Source organism: Streptomyces roseochromogenus subsp. oscitans DS 12.976, from assembly GCF_000497445.1.
Classification (GTDB): Bacteria; Actinomycetota; Actinomycetes; order Streptomycetales; family Streptomycetaceae; genus Streptomyces; species Streptomyces oscitans.
Genome location: NZ_CM002285.1, coordinates 3,668,512 through 3,687,372 on the forward strand (window position 1 = coordinate 3,668,512; position 18,861 = coordinate 3,687,372).

Genomic DNA, 18,861 nt, shown 5'->3' on the forward strand with positions numbered 1-18,861 from the left:
GACGGCTCCGCAGCCCCTTACCAGACGCCCGAGACGGGGCCGCCTTTGACACCCGATAAGGGACGATCTTTTAGCGTTTTCATCGTTTTGTACGACTGCTCGCATGGTGCCGGATCCTCCCAGCCCGGGGTCCGGCCCCCGGGCCGACACCGCCGCCGGAAGGCGCACGATCCACCGACTGGCCCACAATGGCCCGGTGAACGACCTCGCCCTGCTCCTCACCCCCGAAGGCCGTGCCCTCCTCGACGAGGTCCGCGACACCGCCCCGGCGGACGAACTCGCCGTCGCCACCCGGCTGCGCCGTGACCACCCCGCCGAGCTGGTGTCGGCCGCGCTCGGCCAGGCCCGGCTGCGGCAGCGGGCGGCGGCGAAGTTCACCGCGGCGGACGCGGGGCGGATGTTCTTCACGCCGAACGGGGTCGAGCAGTCGACGCGGGCCACCGTGGCCGGCTACCGCGCGGAGCGGTTCAAGAGCCTCGGTGTGACCTCCGTGGCCGACCTGTGCTGCGGGATCGGCGGGGACGCGATCGCGCTCGCCCGGGCCGGGATCCGGGTGCTCGCCGTGGACCGGGATCCGCTGACGGCGGCCGTGGCGCGGGCGAACGCCGAGGCGCTGGGACTGGACGAGCTGATCGAGGTGCGGGAGGCGGACGTCACGGAGGTGGACACGGGCGGCTACGACGCCGTGTTCGTCGACCCCGCCCGGCGCGGCGGACGGTCAGGAGGGGCCGCGCGACGGGGGTCCCCCCAGGCTTTCGGCGCTGGGGGAGCGTCGATGAGGGGCGGTGGCCGGGCGACGGGCGGGCGGATCTTCGACCCGGAGGCCTACTCCCCGCCGCTGTCCTGGGCGATCGAGGCCGCCCGCAGGGCACCGCACGCGGCGCTGAAGGTGGCGCCCGGCATTCCGCACGAGGCCGTGCCCGCCGACGCCGAGGCCGAGTGGGTTTCGGACGGCGGGGACGTGAAGGAGGCGGTGCTGTGGTTCGGGACCGGGGCGGGCGCCGTACGCGCCACGCTGCTGCCCGGGCCGCGCACGCTCCTCGGCAAGCGGCTGCCCGATCCCGCGGTCCGGCCCGTGGGGCGGTATCTGTACGAGCCCGACGGCGCCGTCATCCGCGCCCATCTGGTCGCCGAGGTGGCCGAGGAGGTCGGCGGCGGGCTGGTCGACGCGACCATCGCGTACGTCACCGCCGACGAGCTGCGGCCCACCCGGTACGCCTCCGCCTACGAGATCACCGACCAACTCCCCTTCAACGTCAAGAAGTTGAAGGCCCTGCTGCGGGAGCGCGAGGTCGGCACGCTGACCGTGAAGAAGCGCGGGTCGGCCGTCGAGCCGGAGGAGCTGCGGAGGAAGGTCAAACCGCAGGGGCCGAATGCGGCGACCGTGTTCCTCACCCGGGTCGCCGGGGCACCGACGATGCTCGTGGGGCGGCCGGCCTAGGGCCTGTCCGGCATCTGCGTCGCCCGGCGCAGCAGCAGTTCGCGCTCCTTCTCGTTGCGCGTCAGGCCGGCCGCTCGCTCGAACTCCGCTCGCGCCTCCGTAGTACGCCCGAGCCGGGCCAGCAGGTCGGCTCGGACGCTGGGCAGCAGGTGGTAGTCGCGCAGGGCCGGTTCGGCGGTCAGGGCGTCCACCAGCTTGAGGCCCTCGGCCGGGCCGTCGGCCATCGCCACGGCGACCGCGCGGTTCAGTTCGACCACCGGGGACGGGGCTCGGGCGGCCAGCAGGCCGTACAGGGTGGCGATGGCGCGCCAGTCGGTCTCCTCGTAGGCGTGGGCATGCGCGTGGCACGCGGCGATGGCCGCCTGGAGGGCGTACGGGCCCGGGGCCCCGGTCGCCGTGGCGTCGGCGCGGTCGAGGGCGCGGATGCCGCGGGCGATCAGCATGCGGTTCCAGCGGCGGCGGTTCTGGTCCTTGAGGAGGACGGGCGCGCCGTCGGGGCCGGTGCGGGCGGCCGTGCGGGACGCCTGGAACTCCAGCAGCGAGGTCAGGCCGTGCACCTCCGGTTCCTTGGGCATCAGCGCGGACAGGACGCGGGCCAGGCGCAGCGCGTCCTCGCACAGGCCGGGGCGCAGCAGGTCGTCGCCGGTGGTCACCGCGTACCCCTCGTTGAAGATCAGGTAGATGACGTCCAGGACGGAGCCGAGACGGGCCTCGCGGTCGGGGCCGTAGGGCACCTCGAAGGCGACGTTCTGCTTCGCCAGGGTGCGTTTGGCGCGGACGATGCGCTGGGCGATCGTCGGCTCCGGGACCAGGTAGGCACGCGCGATCTCGGCCGTGGTCAGACCGCCGAGCAGGCGCAGGGTGAGCGCGGTGCGGGCCTCGGCGGACAGCACCGGGTGGCAGGTGGTGAAGACGAGCCGGAGCAGGTCGTCGTCGATGTCGTCCGGGCCGGCGGGCGCGTCGTACGCGGGCGGGGCCGACCGCGAGAGGTCCCGGCCGATCTCCTGCAGCTTGCGGGCGTAGGTCTCGCGGCGCCGGATCAGGTCGACGGCTCGGTGCCGGGCGGTGGCCATGAGCCAGGCGCCGGGGTTGTCGGGCACGCCGTCGCGGGGCCACCGCTCCAGGGCGGCGACCAGCGCGTCCTGGGCCAGTTCCTCGGCGATGCCGATGTCCCGGACGATCCGGGCGACACCGGCGACGACCCGGGGCGACTCCAGGCGGAAGACGGTCTCGATGGCGTGCGCCGCGGCGGAGCCGGGGATGCCGGGCCGCGCTGGGGTGGGCTGTGGTTCCACAGCCCACCATGCAACACCCCCGGCGGCCACGGGGCCAGCGCCCACCGGACGAGGCCTAGCCCTCGGCGATCTCCCGGACCTCGCAGCTCACAGTCCAGTAGTCCTCGTGGACCTGGAGGAACCGCTTGGCCCACTCCAGCGCCTCGGCCTTGTCCTTGCACTGCATGATCGCGTAGCCGCCGATGACCTCCTTGGACTCGGTGAAGGGCCCGTCGGTGACGGAGATCTTGCCGCCCTGCCAGCGCACCGTGGTGCCCTGCGCGGACGGCGTCAGCCCGGCGGTGTCGAGCATCACGCCCGCCTTGGTGACCTCCTCGATCAGCCGGCCCATCCGCTGCATCAGCTCCTCGCTGGGCCCCTCGGCGGGGGCGGAGGACTCGTCGATGTGCACGATCGACAGATAGCGGGGCATGGTGACTCCTTCGGTGGGGGCGGCGGGGCCGTTCCCGGCCGCTCACCCCATGCGTCGAACGGCGGACACCGGGATCGACACCCTCGCGAGAAATTCCCGCGGATTTTTTCCGGCCGGCTCCGGTCAGCGCAGGGACGCCCACAGCTCGCTCGCCGCGGGCTCCTTCGCGGTCACCCGGTTGGGGTCGGAGGGCGTCGCCTATGCCGTGCCGGGTGCGGGCGAGGGCCTGCTTGCCGTCGAGGTGATGGGGGCCGGCGGCCAGGTCCAGATGGCTCTTGTCGTCGTGGATGTCCTGGCCGGTGGTGACCGTGACCCCCCGGTGGGGGAGCGCCCACGGACGGGCGGGTGACGAGGGTGTCGCGCGGGATGCTGACGACGGTGGCCTTCGTACGGCCCGCGCCGATGTGCACGACCATCGCCGTGTCCGAGCGGGCGCCGGAGCTGTCGCCGCCGCCCAGCTCCTTGTCGGCCTTGCCGCCGCGCCCGTCCGAGCCGAGGACCAGGATGTTCAGGGACCCGGTCGGCAGCGCGTTGTCGATGTCGACGCTCCTGATGTCGTGGTCCAGATGCCAGTACACCCAGCCCACGGCGCCCGTGCCCAGCACCAGGGCGCCTGCCAGGCTCGGTTTGCTTCGGAAATTCTCATCCCAGCGCCTGGGCGATGCCGTAGTACGCCGGTTTCGGCCGGTAGTTCTCGTCGTACGGGGTCGCCGCCCCGTAGCCCGGGAAGGTGCCCGGCACCCAGGAGTCGGCGTCGGTGAAGCCCCACACCGTGACGTTCACACAGCGGGCGACCGCCGTGCACGCGGCCACCACGGATGCGAAGTCGGCCTTCTGCTGGGCGAGTTTCGTACGGTCGGCGGGCAGTTGCATACGGACGTCCAGCTCGGTGATCGCCACGTCCACGCCGAGGCCGGCGAAGCGCTGGATGTTCTGCCGGAGCGTGCTCGGCACCTGGCCGAGGATCAGATGTGCCTGCAGGCCGACGCCGCCGATCGGGACGCCCCGCGCCTTGAGGGACTTGACCAGGTTGTACAGGGCGTCGGACTTCGCGTTCACGCCCTCGGCGTTGTAGTCGTTGATGTACAGCCTGGCGTTCGGGTCGGCCGCGTGGGCCCAGGTCAGGGCACTGGCGATATAGCCGGAGCCGAGGCCCTTGTACCAGAGGGTCGAGCGGTAGCTGCCGTCGTCGTTGAAGGGTTCGTTGACCACGTCCCAGGCGGCGATCCTGCCCTTGTAGCGGCCGACTTCGGTGCTGATGTGGTTCTGGAGCAGGCTGCCGAGCTGGGCGGACGTCCAGCTGCCGTTCGTCAGCCAGCTGGGGTTCTGGCTGTACCAGACCAGGGTGTGGCCCCGCACCTGCTGGTGGTGGGCCTGGGCGAAAGCCACGATCTGGTCGGCCTCGGTCCAGTCGAAGCTGCCCCGGGTCGGCTCGACGGTCCCCCACTTCATGGCGTTGCCGGGGGTCAGCGAGCTGAACTGGGCTCCGGCGATGTCGCCGTAGGTTCCGGTGAGCTTGGAGCCGGTGACGGCGGTGCCGATGAGCTTGCCCTTCGCCGCCGCGAGGTCGCGCAGCGGGGTGTCGGCGGCATGCGCCGCGGGCGCGGTGAACAGGAGCGCGGCGCCGGTCACGAGCGAAGCGAGGGATAAGCCGGTTCTCAGAGATCTCACTGTGGGTGCCTCCGAAAGTTTCGGTTGGATGACCGACTGGCTTCGGAGCAGTGTGGGGTGGTCCTCGGCCCCCGTCAATACACCTACCGCCGGAGCGCCGGAGACACGTCCGTGCTCGACCGCACCACCAGGCTGGTCGCCAGCTCCACCCGGGTCGCCCGCTCCTCCCGCTCGGCCCCCAGCTCCAGCACCAGCCGGGCCGCCGCCTCGGCCATCTCGGTCAGCGGCTGCCGTACGGTCGTCAGCGGCGGGCCGACCCAGCGGGCCACCGGCAGATCGTCGAAGCCGACCACGCTGAGGTCCTCCGGGATGCGCAGGCCCAGCTCGCGGGCGGCCTCGTACAGGCCGAGCGCCTGGAGGTCGTTGCCCGCGAAGACGGCCGTCGGCCGGTCGGGGCGGCCGAGCAGCTCCAGGCCCAGGCGGTAGCCGGAGTCGTGGTGGAAGTCGCCGGCGGCGACGAGCGAGGGGTCGGCGGGCAGGCCGGCCGTCTCCAGCGCGGCGCGGTAGCCGTCGATCCGGGCCCGGCTGCACATCATCCGGGACGGGCCGCTGATCGCGCCGATCCGGGTGTGGCCGAGTTCCAGCAGATGGCGGGTGGCGGCCAGCCCGCCCTGCCAGTTGGTGGCACCGATGGACGGCACATCCGGGCCCGGGTCGCCGGCCGGGTCCATCACCACGAACGGGATGGAGCGGCTGGTCAGCAGCGCCCGCTGGGGCTCGTCGAGCCCGGACAGCACCAGCACCACGCCGTGCGGGCGGCGCGCGGCCACCTGGTCGGCCCAGGTCCGGCCCGGGGTGAGCCGGCCGGCCGACTCGGACAGTACGACGCTCAGCCCGGCCGCCCGGGCCACGTTCTCCACGCCCCGGATGACCTCCAGCGCCCAGGCGCTCTCCAGCTCGTGGAAGACCAGGTCGATCAGCGGCGAGCGGGACGCCTCGGCGCGGCGGCGCCGGTAGCCGTGGGCGCGCAGCAGCTCCTCGACCCGGGTACGGGTCGCCGGGGCGACATCGGCGCGGCCGTTGAGGACCTTCGAAACAGTCGGAGCCGACACCCCGGCCTCACGGGCGATCTCGGCGAGGGTCGCCGTCTGCGTCTCTGCGGGCTTCGAAGGCTTCATGCGGGCGATCGTATCCCCGCCGCACCCCTTGACGAAGGCCCGTATGCGCCATAGGTTCCCGGAACATTCGAGAATCACTTCGAAACATTCGCGCAGAGCAGAGCACAACAGAGCATCGAGCATCGCAGAGTCAGGCAGACCCGGCAAAGTCAGACGGGAGTTCCATGACCATCGCTCCTTGGCGCGACCCCGCCCTGCCCGCCGACGCCCGCGTGGCCGATCTGCTCGCCCGGATGACCCTGGAGGAGAAGGCCGCCCAGCTGTACGGCGTGTGGGTGGGCGCCGCCACGGACGGCGACGCGGTCGCTCCGCTGCAGCGTGAGATGACCACCGGCCATGACTGGGACGAGCTGGTCTCACTCGGCCTCGGCCAGCTGACCCGCTCCTTCGGCACCGCTCCCGTGGACCCGGCCCTCGGTGCGCGGGCCCTGGCCCGCGCCCAGCGCCGGATCGCCGCGGCCGGCCGCTTCGGCATCCCGGCCATGGCCCACGAGGAGTGCCTGGCCGGCTTCACCGCCTGGCGCGCGACGGCGTACCCGGTGCCACTCGCCTGGGGCGCCGCCTTCGACCCGGCGCTGGTCGAGGAGATGGGCCGGCGCATCGGCCGCGACCTGCGCGCGGTCGGCGTCCACCAGGGCCTCGCGCCGGTCCTGGACGTGGTCCGCGACCCGCGCTGGGGGCGGGTCGAGGAGACGATCGGCGAGGACCCGTACCTGGTCGGCACCATCGGCACGGCGTACGTACGCGGTCTGGAGTCGGCCGGGGTCGTCGCCACGCTCAAGCACTTCGCCGGGTACGCGTCCTCGGCCGGCGCCCGGAACCTGGCCCCGGTCCGGGCGGGCGTACGGGAGTTCGCGGACATCACCCTTCCCCCCTTCGAGATGGCGGTGCGCGAGGGCGGGGCCCGTTCGGTGATGGCGGCCTACACCGAGACCGACGGCGTACCCGCCGCCGCCGATCCGCTCCTGCTGACCGAACTGCTGCGCGAGGAGTGGGGTTTCACCGGCACGGTGGTCGCGGACTACTTCGGCATCGGCTTCCTGGAGACCCTGCACCGGGTCGCGGCCGACGAGGCGGAGGCGGCACATCTGGCGCTGGCCGCGGGCATCGACGTCGAACTGCCGACCCCGAAGTGCTACGGCACCCCGCTCGTCACGGCCGTACGCCGGGGCCGGATCCCTCAGGCGCTGGTGGACCGGGCGGCCCGGCGCGTCCTGACGCAGAAGTGCGAGCTGGGCCTGCTGGACCCGGGCTGGCGGCCGGAGCCGGCGGGCCCGGCCGACCTGGACTCGCCGGAGAACCGCGCCCTGGCCCGGCGCCTGGCGGAGGAGTCGGTGATTCTGCTGGACAACCCGGACGGCCTTCTCCCCCTCGCCCCGGATGCCCGGATCGCGGTCGTGGGCCCGCGCGCGGCGGACCCGCTCGCCCTGCTCGGCTGCTACTCCTTCCCCGCCCACGTCCTCACCCACCACCCCGAGGTCCCGCTCGGCATCGAGATCCCCACGCTGCTGGACGCACTGCGCGCCGAACTCCCGGACGCCAAGGTCACGTTCACTTCGGGGTGCGGAGTCCGCGACCCGGACACCGCCGGCTTCGCGGAGGCGGTGGCCCGGGCGGCGGAGGCCGACGTGTGCGTGGCGGTGCTCGGCGACCGGGCGGGCCTGTTCGGCCGGGGCACATCGGGCGAGGGCTGCGATGCGGCGGACCTCCAACTGCCCGGTGTACAGGCCGAGTTGCTGGACACGATCGTAGCGGTCGGCGTCCCGGTGATACTCGTGCTGCTGACCGGCCGGCCGTATGCGCTGGGCCGCTGGCACGGCCGGCTCGGCGCGGTCGTCCAGGCCTTCTTCCCCGGCGAGGAGGGCGGCCCGGCGGTGGCCGGGGTGCTGTCCGGACGGGTGAACCCCTCCGGACGCCTCCCGGTGAGCGTGCCGCGCGCGCCCGGCGGCCAGCCCTGGACGTATCTCCAGCCCCTGCTGGGCCTGGCCGGAGAGGTCAGCAGCCTGGACCCGACCCCGCTGTACCCGTTCGGGCACGGCCGCTCGTACACGACGTTCGCCTGGGAGGACGTCCGCGGCCCCGGGCCCGAGATCCCGACGGACGGCTCCTGCGACCTCTCCCTGACCGTGCGCAACACCGGTGAGCGCGCGGGCGCCGAGGTCGTCCAGCTGTATCTGCACGACCCGGTGGCGAGCGTGACCCGGCCCGACGTACGGCTGATCGGGTACCAGCGCATCACGCTCTCCCCCGGCGAGTCCCGCCGGCTGACCTTCCGCTTCCACGCCGACCTGTCCGCCTTCACGGACCGTACGGGGGCCCGGCTGGTGGAGCCGGGCGCGCTGGAGCTGCGGCTGGCCGCGTCGAGCACGGACGTACGGCACACGGTCCGGCTCCGGCTGACCGGGCCGGTACGGGTGGTGGGCGCGGACCGGCGGCTGCGGTGCGCCGTGGAGGTGTCCCGGGGAACCGGTTGAACGGCGGGGGCCGGGTGGAACGTATTGAGCCACGGCGGAAGCACAACCAGCCCCTTTCCGCAAGACCTCTGACACGGGCGTTCAGGATCGTTTCAGGTTGCCCCTGGCAGGGTCGGGCCGTAATTGACCACCCCCCACACCCGGCAGGAGCCCCTTTGCCGACGACGAAGTCCGTCATGAAGAAGCTGCCCGAGGTCACCCTCGCGTTCTGGATCATGAAGATCGCGGCGACGACCCTGGGCGAGACCGCCGGCGACCTGTTCGCCCAGACCCTCAAACTCGGCTACTTCCTCACCACCGTCGCCCTGTTCCTGGTCTTCGTGGTGACGCTGGTGGTCCAGCTGCGTTCCTCGCGCTACAACCCGTTCTTCTACTGGACCGTGATCCTGTCGACCTCCATGGCCGGCACCACGATGTCCGACTTCATGAACCGCGACGCCAGCGCGAAGTTCCTCTCGAACGGCGCGACCCGGCTCGGCTGGGGCCCACAGGGCCTCGGCCTCGGCTACCCGGAGGGCGCCGCGATCCTGATCTCGATCCTGCTGCTGATCTTCCTCGGCTGGAAGCTGAGCGGGATGACCTTCCAGATCACCGAGATCGTCACCTTCCGGGGCGAGGCCCTGTTCTGGGCGGCGATCCTCGTCTCCAACACCCTCGGCACCTCGATGGGCGACTTCCTGTCCGACAGCTCGGGCCTCGGCTATCTGGGCGGTGCGTCCCTGGTGACCGGCGTCCTGCTGGTCCTGGTCGCCCTGATGAAGGTCCCGGTGGTGCCGAACGTCCTCCTGTTCTGGATCGCGTTCGTGCTGACCCGTCCGCTGGGCGCCACGGCCGGTGACTTCCTGACCAAGCCGGTCGCCAAGGGCGGTCTGAATCTGGGGACGCTCGGTTCCTCGGTGGTGCTGCTCGCGGTGCTGTTCGGTCTGATGGCGTACGCGCAGCTCAAGGAGCGGCGGGTGGCGACCGCTTCGGAGTTCGCGGGTCCCGGGGCGGAGGCCGAGGCGGTCCAGCCGCAGCGCGCCGGTCACCGGTAACGGCGAAACCCGCCCCGGACAACCGGGGCGGGTTTCGAGTGGAGCGCCGGGCAGGCCTTGCACCTGCATCTCCCCGCAGGAAGCGGGACGTCTTTCCTTGGACCACCAACGCACCGCGATCCGGCCGGTTTTCCGTTTCCGGGTTCCTGCCGTTCGCTGTGTGATGATCATAGCGCAGTTCGGCCGGACACCTCAACTTCCGTCGCCGGCCACCGCCTCGAACCGCCAGCGGTGCACGGCCCGGGTCACCAACTCGCTGGTGGGTTCGGGCAGTTCGGGCAGTTCGGCGTCGTACGACGCGTCCCACCACGTGATGACCAGCACCCGGTCCTGCGGCGCCCGGAAGGTCTCGCGGCGCAGCGGCTCGGCGGCCAGCGGCTGTTCCCGCACCCAGGCGAGCAGCTCCTCGCCCCGGCCCGCGGCCGCCCGGGCCTCCCACATCAGCGCGACGGTCACGAGTACAGGTTCTCCTTGCTGACCTCGTGCACATGGTCGTGGTTGCCGGGGACGTGCGGGTCGGTGACCGGCAGGGAGGAGTCGGCCGACAGGTCCCAGCTGGAGGCGGAGCGGCCCCGGGCGACCATCTCAGCGCCCAGCGCGGCGACCATCGCGCCGTTGTCCGTGCACAGCTTGGGGCGCGGGACGCGGAGTTCGATGCCCGCCGCCTCGCAGCGGTGCCGGGCCAGCTCGCGCAGGCGCGAGTTCGCGGCCACACCGCCGCCGATCATCAGGTGCTCGACGCCCTCGTCCTTGCAGGCGCGGACGGCCTTGCGGGTCAGCACGTCGACGACGGCCTCCTGGAAGGACGCGGCCACATCGCGGACCGGGACCTCCTCGCCGGCCGCGCGCCTGGCCTCGATCCAGCGGGCCACGGCCGTCTTCAGACCGGAGAAGGAGAAGTCGTACGCCGGATCGCGGGGGCCGGTCAGGCCGCGCGGGAAGGCGATCGCCTCCGGGTCGCCCTCACGCGCGTACCGGTCGATGACCGGGCCGCCGGGGAAGCCCAGGTTCAGTACCCGGGCAATCTTGTCGAAGGCCTCGCCGGCCGCGTCGTCGATGGTCGCGCCCAACGGCCGGACGTCGGAGGTGATGTCCTCCGACAGCAGCAGGGAGGAGTGGCCGCCGGACACCAGCAGGGCCATGGTCGGCTCGGGCAGCGGGCCGTGCTCCAGCTGGTCGACGCAGATGTGCGAGGCGAGGTGGTTGACGCCGTAGAGGGGCTTGCCGAGGGCGTAGGCGTACGCTTTGGCCGCCGAGACACCGACGAGGAGGGCGCCCGCGAGGCCGGGACCCGCGGTCACGGCGATGCCGTCGAGGTCTTTCGCCGAGACGCCCGCCTCCTTCAGCGCGCGGTCGATGGTGGGGACCATCGCCTCCAGGTGGGCGCGGGAGGCCACCTCCGGGACGACGCCGCCGAAGCGGGCGTGCTCGTCGACGCTGGAGGCGACGGCGTCCGCCAGCAGGGTGGTGCCACGGACGACGCCGACACCGGTCTCGTCGCAGGAGGTCTCGATGCCGAGGACGAGAGGTTCGTCAGCCATGGTTCTTCTCTTCGGTTGCTTCTGCGGTTGCTTCTGCGGTTGCTTCTTCGGTGGCTTGGCCGGTGGTCAGACGCATGACCAGGGCGTCCACGTTGCCCGGCTGGTAGTAGCCGCGGCGGAACCCGATGGGCTCGAAGCCGTAGCGCTCGTAGAGCTTCTGGGCGCGGACGTTGTCGACCCGGCACTCCAGCAGCACCTCGTGGCACTCGAACGCGGTCGCCGCGCGCAGCAGCTCGGCCAGCAGCCGTCCGCCGAGGCCGGTGCCCTGGACGTCGCGGGCGACGGCGATGGTCTGCACATCGGCCTGTTCGCCGGAGGAGGCGAGGCCCGCGTACCCGACGATCCGGCCGGTCTCCTCGTGGGCCACCAGATAGCGGCGGGTCGCGTCGGCGCCCCGGGCGTGGGCCAGCTCGGACCAGAACATGCCCCGCGACCAGGCGTCCTCGGGGAACAGGTCCCTCTCCAGCTCCAGGACCGGGTCGATGTCCCACCAGCGCATCTCGCGCATTCGTACGGTCACTTCGGGGTGACCACCTTGTAGTTCTTGGGGACCTGGGCGTCCGGGCGGCGCAGATACAGCGGCCGGGGGGCCGGCAGCTCCTCGCCGGCGGCCAGCCTCTCGACGGCCAGCGAGGCGAGGGCGGCGGCGGAGACGTGCTCGGGCTCGTGGACGCTCGGGAACGTGTCCGGGTAGAGGAGCGCGCCCGCACCCACCGCCGGGAGGCCCGCCACCCGCTCGGCGATGTCGGCCGGCCGGTCCACGGCGGGGCCGGTCAGCCGGGTGCGGGAGTCGGCGTACGTCGCCCAGTAGACCTCCTTGCGCCGGGCGTCGGTCGCCACGACGAAGGGGCCCTTCTCGATGTCGGCGGCATAGGCGAGGCCGTCCAGCGTGCACAGACCGTGCACCGGAACCCCGAGCGCGAGGCCGAAGGTGTCGGCCGTCATCAGGCCGACGCGCAGGCCGGTGTAGGGGCCGGGGCCGATGCCGACGACGATGCCGGTGACGGCGTCCAGTCTGAGTCCGGCCTCGGCGAGCACACGGTCCACGGCCGGCAGCAGCAGCTCTCCGTGCCGGCGCGCGTCCACCTGACTCGACGAGGCGACGACGTCCGTACCGTCGTGCAGCGCGACGGTGACGGCGGGTGTTGCGGTATCCAGAGCGAGCAAGAGCACGCGAACAGCCTACGGCGCCAACGGCTCACGCATCGCCGTCCGGGTCGTACGGTCACCGACTGCTACGGTCTGTACGAACTACGACATATCACATGAGACAGTACGAAACGGTACGAGGCAGAGGTGAGCGCACGTGGCAGGGACCAGCTCGGGAATCGTGGCCGGCCTCACCGCGGCGGCCCTCGGCGCCGTCGGCTTCCTCGCCTACCAGGCCCGGGCGACCGTACCGGCGGGCCTGGGCGACAGGCCCGGGGCGAGCGCGTCCCCCTCGACGAGCGCCACGAGCACGCCCAGCTACGACCCCACCTCGACGGCCCTGCCGAGCGGAACCGGTGTGGGTGAACGGGTCGTGTACTCGCTGGACGCCAACCGGGTCTGGCTGGTCGGCCGCACGAACCAGCTGGAGCGCACCTTCAAGGTCTCCCCGGGCAGCGTGGACCCGTCGCCGGGCACCTACTGGGTCACGTCCCGCTCGAACGCGATCACCGGCACCGACGGCACCCCCATCGAGCATGTCGTGCGGTTCACCGAGGTGGACGGGCTGGCGGTCGGCTTCAGCGCGGCGGTGGGCAGCGCGGTGCGCTCCGCGGGCGACCCGGTGGTGCGGACCGGGGGGATCCGGGAGACGCGGGTGGACGGCGAGGCGATGTGGGACTTCGCGACGATCGGGGTGCGGGTGATGGTGATCCGTTAAGCGGCTTCGCGGGGGTGCCGTGCGGGGTCGCCGGTCGGGTGCGGCGCCGTTGCGGCGGGTCGCGCCCCCGCATGTTCGACACCGTCCCGCGCTTCTTCGGGGCGCTGCGGGGGCCGGGAAACCGCCTCCGCCGCCGCGCACGCCGCCAGCAGGTCGCGCATGGAGACGCCGGTGGGGCTGGGTGCGGGCATGGGCGCCTCCTGTGGTGCGGGGGCGGGAGTAGTTAGGTACGCCTAACTACCGACTGGATACCATGTGACCACGCACGGGACGTCCTGCGCAATATGTTGCCGACGGCCTGTCGGAATCTTGATTCGGATACCTGATGCGGAATCTTGATACCGGCATACCGGAATCTTGATACGGCGGCAGCGCTCAGGCGGTGAGCGACTCCAGGCCGGCCTCGGCCCAGCGCTCCCCCAGCCCGCTGAGCGTCACGTGCCGTACCTCGTCCGTGGTGTCCCCGACGGCGCGGTGGATGACGACCTGGAGGCGGTCCTCGGTCAGTTCCTCGACCTTGCCCTCGCCCCACTCCACGACGATCACCGACTCGGGCAGCGAGACATCGAGGTCCAGGTCCTCCATCTCGTCCAGCCCGCCGCCGAGCCGGTAGGCGTCGACGTGCACGAGGGGCGGGCCGTCGCCGAGGGAGGGGTGCACCCGGGCGATCACGAAGGTCGGCGAGGTGACCGCGCCGCGCACGCCGAGGCCCTCGCCGAGCCCGCGGGTCAGCGTGGTCTTGCCTGCGCCCAGCTCACCGCTGAGCATCACCAGGTCGCCCGCGCGCAGCAGCTTGGCCAGCGTGCGGCCCAGCTCGCGCATCTGCTCGGGCGAGGTGATCGTCAGCCGGGTCTCAGCGGGGTCCTGCGGTGCTGCTGGTGCTTCCATAGCCCATAACCGTAGCCCCTGCGGGCACGGCACCCGCGCGAGTGAGCAGGTCGGCGAGGCGGTCGGTGACCACTTCGGGGTGTTCCAGCATCACCAGGTGCCCCGCGTCCGGGACGAGCACCAGCTCGGCGTCGGGCAACAGGTCGGCTATGGCCTCGCTGTGCTCGCTGGGCGTGACCAGGTCCCGGACGCCGGCCAGCACCAGCACCGGCATGTCCCGGAAGCAGGCGAGCGCCTCGGTCTTGTCGTGGTCGGTGAAGGCCGGGTAGAACTCGGCGACCACGTCGATCGGCGTGGACTCGATCATCCGCTCGGCGAACCGCTCGACGGCCGGGTCGACGTCCCGGCCCGCGAACGAGTACCGCTTGATGATCCCGGCGAACAGATCGGCGGTGGCCCGGCGGCCCTTCTCGACCAGCTCCGCCTGCTGTCCGAGCGCCTTCAGCACGCCGGGCAGGATCCGGCGCACCGCGTTGACGCCGGCCAGCGGCAGCCCGAAGTTGACCTCGCCGAGCCGTCCGGACGACGTACCGACCAAGGCGGTGGCGACGACCCGGTCCCGGATCAGCTCGGGGTACTGGGCGGCGAGGGCCATCATGGTCATGCCGCCCATCGAGTGCCCGACCAGCACGATCGGCCCGTCCGGTACGGCGGCGTCGAGGACGGCCTTCAGATCGCGGCCGAGCTGGTCGATGGTGACCGGCACCCGGTCCCGGGTCTGGGCCATGCCCCGCCCGGACCGGCCGTGGCTGCGCTGGTCCCAGTGCACGGTCCGGACGACCCCGCGCAGGGCGGCCCGCTGGAAGTGCCAGGAGTCCTGGTTGAGGCAGTAGCCGTGGCTGAAGACGACGGTGACCGGGGCGGGCGCCTTACGGCCGAACAGCCTCCGCCTGCGCGGGGAGACGTTCGGGCCCGGGTCGGGCTCGGCATCGTCGACCTCGTAGTACAGCTCGGTGCCGTCGTCGGCCTGCGCCTTGCCCGGGGTGCCGCGCAGGGTGCCGTAGGGGCCCGCGGAGTCCAGTGCCAGCCGGGCCTTTCTGCGCATGCCCCGGCCCACCGTCATCCGCTCGATGGCGACGCCGGCCGCCGCGCCCGCGGCGAGCACGCCTATCGCGGTACCGGCGATGCCGGTCGCCCTGCGCCAGCTGCCGGCCGCCCCCGCGGCGGAGGCGGCGGCCGCCGAGGCGACGACGTCCGCCACGACCTCCGCACTGCTCTCGCTCACGTACCGCTCCTCTTCGCCGTACTGCAGTTCCCCTGGGTTTCGCCTGGGTGGTGAAACGGATGAATCCGATGGTGCCGGGTGCAACGGGCGTCGCAGGTGGGTCTGCGACGGGTGTCACAGGTGAGCCGGGTCGCTCTCGAACGGCTTACCCGAGTTCTTTCCCGTTCACATAGACGCGAGGAACCCGGGTCCCGATGCGTGTGACGATTTCGTACGCGATCGTGCCGCAGGCCTGCGCCCAGTCCTCGGCGGTGGGCTCACCGCGGTCGCCGGGCCCGAACAGCACGGCCTCGCTTCCCACCGCGGGCTCGTCCCCGCCGAGGTCCACCACGAACTGGTCCATCGCGACCCGCCCGGCGACCGTCCGCCACTTGCCGTCGACCAGCACCGGGCCGGTGCCGGAGGCGTGCCGCGGGATGCCGTCCGCGTAGCCGACCGGGACGAGACCGAGGGTGGTCTCGCCGGGTGTGACGTAGTGGTGGCCGTAGCTGACGCCGTGGCCGCGCGGGGCGCGCTTGACCAGGGCCAGCGAGGCGCGGAGCGTCATCACCGGGCGCAGCCCGAAGTCGGCCGGCGTGCCCAGCTCGGGGCTGGGCGAGATGCCGTACATGGCGATGCCGGTGCGGACGAGGTCGAAGTGGGTCTCGGGGAGGGTGAGTGCGGCGGGCGAGTTGGCGATGTGCCGCACCTCGGGCCGCACGCCCTGCTCCTCGGCGTACGCCAGCATCTCCCGGAAACGCTCCAGCTGGGCGGCGATGGAGGGATGCCCGGGCTCGTCGGCGCAGGCGAAGTGCGACCACAGCCCGGTGATCCGGACCAGCCCCTCGGCCTCGGCGCGCAGGGCCGCGGCGACCAGTTCCGCCCAGTCGGGGCCGGGCTGGCAGCCGTTGCGGCCGAGCCCGGTGTCCGCCTTGAGCTGCACCCGCGCGACGCGGCCGGCCTCGCGGGCCGCAGCGACGGCCTCCCGCAGGGCCCACATCCCGCTCAGGGACATGTCGAGGCCGGCCTCGATCGCCTGCCGCCAGGGGCCGCCCGGCACCCACAGCCAGCACAGGATCCGGCCCGGCAGCCCGGCCGCGCGCAGTGCCAGGGCTTCCTCGGGGGTGGCGGTGCCGAGCCAGGTCGCGCCCGCGGCGAGGGCCGCGCGGGCGCACGGCACGGCCCCATGGCCGTAGCCGTCGGACTTGACCACGGCCATCAGGGCCGCGCCGGGCGTACGGGCGCGCAGGGCGCGCACATTGGCCCGCAGGGCGCCCAGATCGATCTCGGCGCGGGCGCGCAGGGGGGCGGTCGGCACAGTCGCAGTCTCACTCATCGCGCCCCCAGTCTCTCAGAGGGCCCCGCGGGCCCCGGTCGCAGTCTCAGCTACCCGGCCGCTTCCCCCACACGTAGACGTGGTCGCCCTTCTTCAGCACGTCCCACAGCTTGCGCGCGTCCTTGAGCTTCATGTTGACGCAGCCGTAGGAGCCGACCGTGGTGTAGATGCTGCCGTAGACGGCGTGGAATGCCTCGCCGCCGTCGAAGAACTGGGCGTACGGCATGGGCTCGTCGTACAGGGTCGACACGTGGTTCTTGTGCCGCCAGTAGACGGTGTGCCAGCCCTTGCGGGTGAGATGCCCCGTGCGCCCGCTCCGCATGGGCACCGGCCCGAACACCACCTTGGAGTCCTCCTGGACCCAGGTGAGCTGGCGGTCCAGATCGACACAGGCGACCTTGTACGACCGGACGGGACACTTCTTGGCGGCGTTCGGGTCCTTCTTCGCCCCGATGAGCATCATCGTCGACCAGGTGATGGGCCCGGCGAACCCGCTGGCGGGCTTGATCTTGTGCTTGGTCTGGAAGGCACGGATCGCCTCGCAGTCGGCGGCCGACTGCTTTCCGTCGGCCTTCAGCTTCAGCCAGCGCTCCACCTGCCGCTGATAGGGCCCGGTCTTCTTGCTGCAGCTCACCTTGGAGACGGCGTCGTCGAGCGGCACGTACTCGATGAGGTCGTACGCCCCCGGCGCCGCTTCCTTCGGCTCCACGGCGTCCTCCGCCTCGGTCGGCGTGTACACCGTCGGCGGCAACGCCTCATCGGGCGTGTCGATCTGCCAGGGCTGACCGGGCCCGGGAGCGACACCGGGGACCAGGTCGAGTTCGGGGGCGGGGGCGGGGGCGGGCGGCGCGGGAGCGCCGGCCGCTGCGTTTGCGGTCGAGGGCAGGGCTGTCACAGCGGCGAGCAGCACCGCGGCGGCCCGGGACGCGATTCGTCTGCTGATCATGCAATCAGCCAAACGTGCGGCTCCGCCGGATCAGTGGTGCCGCGCGGGACAGTCACCCGAGGGGTGCAGTCGTTCGCCTGCGGCGCCGTCGTGGCTGGTCGTGCCCGCGCGGCGGAGCCGCATATCGGCACAGCCCCGCGCCCCTTGGGGAACTGCAGTGCCGTCGGCTCAGTCGTGCACGTCCCTCCACGCCTGAGGGATCCGCGCGGCCACGTCATGCGCCCCCACCGGCGCCCCGTCCGCCGCGAACCGCCCGGCCAGCCCGTGCAGATACGCCGCCACGCTCCCCGCGTCCCGCGCCGGCAGCCCCGCCGCCAGCAAGGACCCCGCGAGCCCCGACAACACGTCCCCGCTCCCCGCCGTAGCCAGCCAAGGGGTCCCCGTGGCGTTGACCCGCACGGCCCCGCCCCCCGCGTCGGCGACCAGCGTCGTGGACCCCTTCAGCAGCACCGTCGCCCGGTACACCGCCGCCAGCTCCCGCACCGCGGCCAGCCGGGCCTGTTCGACCTCCTCCCGCCGCACTCCCAGCAGCGCGGCCGCCTCCCCGGCATGAGGGGTCATCAGCGTCGGTGCCGTACGCCCGCGCACCGCGTCCCGCTCGGCGAGCCGCAGCCCGTCCGCGTCGAGGAGCACCGGCACGTCCGTGTCCAGCACCTCGGCCACGGTCACCGCGTCGTCCCCGGCGCCCGGTCCGGCCACCCAGGCCTGTACGCGCCCCGCCTTCGCCGGTCCCCGATCGGACACGAGGGTCTCCGGGAAGCGGGCGATGACCGCCTCCGCGGCGGGCCCGACGTACCGTACGGCCCCGGCCCCGCCGCGCAGCGCCCCGGAGACGGCGAGCACGGCGGCGCCCGGATAGCGCGCGGATCCGGCGGCGATGCCCACGACTCCGCGCCGGTACTTGTCGCTCTCCGCGGCCGGCACGGGCAACAGCCGTGCCACGTCGGCGTGTTGGAGGGCCTGCAGCTCACCCTCGGCGGGCAGTTCCAGACCGATGCCGACGAGCCGGACGACCCCGGCGTACTCCCGCGCCGGGTCGATCAGCAGTCCGGGCTTGTAGGTGCCGAAGGTGACGGTGAGGTCGGCCCGGATCGCGGCGCCCCGCACCTGACCGGTGTCGGCCTCGATCCCGCTGGGCAGGTCCACGGCGACCACGGCGGCACGGGACCGTGCCACGACCCCGGCCAAGGCCTCGGCCTCGGGTCGCAGCCCGCCCTTGCCACCGATCCCGACGATCCCGTCCACGACGAGATCAGCCGACTCGATGAGCCCCTCGGCGGAATCGGCCGGGGCAGGGCCGACCGTGCCGCCCGCCCGGCGCAGCGCGCCCAGCCCTCCGGCGTGCGCCCGCTCCGGCGCGAGCAGTACGGCCGTGACCCCGGCCCCCCGACGCGCCAGCCGCGCCCCCGCGTACAGCGCGTCACCGCCGTTGTCGCCGCTGCCGACGAGCAGCACCACCCGGCTGCCGTACACCCGGCCGAGCAACTCGGCGCAGGCGGCGGCCAGCCCCGCCGCGGCCCGTTGCATCAGCGCGCCCTCCGGCAGCCGTGCCATCAGGGCCCGTTCGGCCGCCCGCACCGTCTCCACGCTGTACGCACTACGCATGGCACCGAGTCTGCCCCGTACCCCCCACC

General features: G+C 72.8%; 17 protein-coding genes and 2 pseudogenes. 4 read left to right on the plus strand and 15 right to left on the minus strand.

Annotated features, from left to right (window positions below; all coding sequences use genetic code 11):
- Positions 1–196: 196 nt before the first annotated feature.
- A complete protein-coding gene (locus tag M878_RS65540; RefSeq protein ID WP_031225030.1) occupies positions 197–1,441 on the plus strand; it encodes a class I SAM-dependent methyltransferase in 1,245 nt (414 codons plus the stop codon).
- On the opposite strand, the gene M878_RS65545 is transcribed toward M878_RS65540, so the two are convergent.
- From M878_RS65545 to M878_RS65565, 5 genes and pseudogenes are all read right to left on the minus strand, one after another.
- Positions 1,438–2,736 carry an RNA polymerase sigma factor gene (locus M878_RS65545; protein WP_023547340.1) on the minus strand — a complete coding sequence of 433 codons (1,299 nt, stop codon included), beginning with the start codon at positions 2,734–2,736 and terminating at the stop codon, positions 1,438–1,440. The genes M878_RS65540 and M878_RS65545 overlap by 4 nt on opposite strands.
- A gap of 55 nt (positions 2,737–2,791) precedes the next feature.
- Positions 2,792–3,148 (minus strand): YciI family protein, encoded by a 357-nt coding sequence (locus M878_RS65550; protein WP_023547341.1) that lies wholly within the window; start codon positions 3,146–3,148, stop codon positions 2,792–2,794.
- A gap of 193 nt (positions 3,149–3,341) precedes the next feature.
- A pseudogene (locus M878_RS94310) lies at positions 3,342–3,768 on the minus strand (LCP family protein); the annotation flags it as partial.
- A gap of 25 nt (positions 3,769–3,793) precedes the next feature.
- Positions 3,794–4,819: pseudogene (locus tag M878_RS65560) on the minus strand (endo-1,4-beta-xylanase); the annotation flags it as partial.
- An 83-nt stretch (positions 4,820–4,902) separates the two neighbouring features.
- Positions 4,903–5,937, minus strand: coding sequence for a LacI family DNA-binding transcriptional regulator (locus M878_RS65565; RefSeq protein ID WP_023547344.1), 1,035 nt, complete (start codon positions 5,935–5,937; stop codon positions 4,903–4,905).
- A gap of 164 nt (positions 5,938–6,101) precedes the next feature.
- On the opposite strand from M878_RS65565, the gene M878_RS65570 reads away from it, so the two are divergent.
- Positions 6,102–8,411 (plus strand): beta-xylosidase/alpha-l-arabinosidase, encoded by a 2,310-nt coding sequence (locus tag M878_RS65570; protein WP_023547345.1) that lies wholly within the window; start codon positions 6,102–6,104, stop codon positions 8,409–8,411.
- A gap of 155 nt (positions 8,412–8,566) precedes the next feature.
- Positions 8,567–9,445, plus strand: a complete 879-nt coding sequence (locus M878_RS65575; RefSeq protein ID WP_023547346.1) for a COG4705 family protein — start codon at positions 8,567–8,569, stop codon at positions 9,443–9,445.
- A 192-nt stretch (positions 9,446–9,637) separates the two neighbouring features.
- On the opposite strand, the gene M878_RS65585 is transcribed toward M878_RS65575, so the two are convergent.
- The 4 genes from M878_RS65585 to tsaB are packed head-to-tail and all read right to left on the minus strand — an operon-like array spanning position 9,638 to position 12,159.
- Positions 9,638–9,901, minus strand: a complete 264-nt coding sequence (locus tag M878_RS65585) for a hypothetical protein (protein ID WP_023547347.1) — start codon at positions 9,899–9,901, stop codon at positions 9,638–9,640.
- Positions 9,898–10,986, minus strand: a complete 1,089-nt coding sequence (gene tsaD, locus M878_RS65590) for a tRNA (adenosine(37)-N6)-threonylcarbamoyltransferase complex transferase subunit TsaD (protein WP_023547348.1) — start codon at positions 10,984–10,986, stop codon at positions 9,898–9,900. The genes M878_RS65585 and tsaD overlap by 4 nt, the downstream gene beginning before the upstream one ends.
- A complete protein-coding gene (rimI, locus tag M878_RS65595) occupies positions 10,979–11,494 on the minus strand; it encodes a ribosomal protein S18-alanine N-acetyltransferase (protein WP_023547349.1) in 516 nt (171 codons plus the stop codon). The genes tsaD and rimI overlap by 8 nt, the downstream gene beginning before the upstream one ends.
- 8 nt (positions 11,495–11,502) lie before the next feature.
- The gene (tsaB, locus tag M878_RS65600) at positions 11,503–12,159 is read right to left on the minus strand and encodes a tRNA (adenosine(37)-N6)-threonylcarbamoyltransferase complex dimerization subunit type 1 TsaB (RefSeq protein WP_023547350.1); all 657 of its coding nucleotides are present in this window, start codon (positions 12,157–12,159) and stop codon (positions 11,503–11,505) included.
- Between the two features lie 133 nt (positions 12,160–12,292).
- Here tsaB and M878_RS65605 point away from each other — a divergent pair, with 133 nt between their 5' ends.
- Positions 12,293–12,853 carry a hypothetical protein gene (locus tag M878_RS65605; RefSeq protein ID WP_031225035.1) on the plus strand — a complete coding sequence of 187 codons (561 nt, stop codon included), beginning with the start codon at positions 12,293–12,295 and terminating at the stop codon, positions 12,851–12,853.
- Here the strand turns inward: M878_RS65605 and M878_RS94315 are convergent.
- From M878_RS94315 to M878_RS65630, 6 genes are all read right to left on the minus strand, one after another.
- Entirely contained in the window at positions 12,850–13,044 is a 195-nt protein-coding gene (locus M878_RS94315; RefSeq protein ID WP_078630297.1) for a hypothetical protein, read from the minus strand. The two genes, M878_RS65605 and M878_RS94315, sit on opposite strands and share 4 nt — an antisense overlap.
- Before the next feature lie 184 nt (positions 13,045–13,228).
- Complete coding sequence (gene tsaE, locus M878_RS65610) at positions 13,229–13,741, minus strand: tRNA (adenosine(37)-N6)-threonylcarbamoyltransferase complex ATPase subunit type 1 TsaE (protein WP_023547352.1); 513 nt, start codon at positions 13,739–13,741, stop codon at positions 13,229–13,231.
- Positions 13,707–14,966 (minus strand): alpha/beta fold hydrolase, encoded by a 1,260-nt coding sequence (locus M878_RS65615; protein ID WP_023547353.1) that lies wholly within the window; start codon positions 14,964–14,966, stop codon positions 13,707–13,709. The genes tsaE and M878_RS65615 overlap by 35 nt, the downstream gene beginning before the upstream one ends.
- Positions 14,967–15,111: 145 nt before the next feature.
- Complete coding sequence (gene alr, locus M878_RS65620; RefSeq protein WP_031225036.1) at positions 15,112–16,281, minus strand: alanine racemase; 1,170 nt, start codon at positions 16,279–16,281, stop codon at positions 15,112–15,114.
- Between the two features lie 46 nt (positions 16,282–16,327).
- Positions 16,328–17,227: a L,D-transpeptidase family protein gene (locus M878_RS65625; protein ID WP_023547355.1), complete on the minus strand. Its 900-nt coding sequence runs from the start codon at positions 17,225–17,227 to the stop codon at positions 16,328–16,330.
- A gap of 168 nt (positions 17,228–17,395) precedes the next feature.
- Complete coding sequence (locus M878_RS65630; protein ID WP_031225037.1) at positions 17,396–18,832, minus strand: bifunctional ADP-dependent NAD(P)H-hydrate dehydratase/NAD(P)H-hydrate epimerase; 1,437 nt, start codon at positions 18,830–18,832, stop codon at positions 17,396–17,398.
- Between the last annotated feature and the right edge of the window lie 29 nt (positions 18,833–18,861).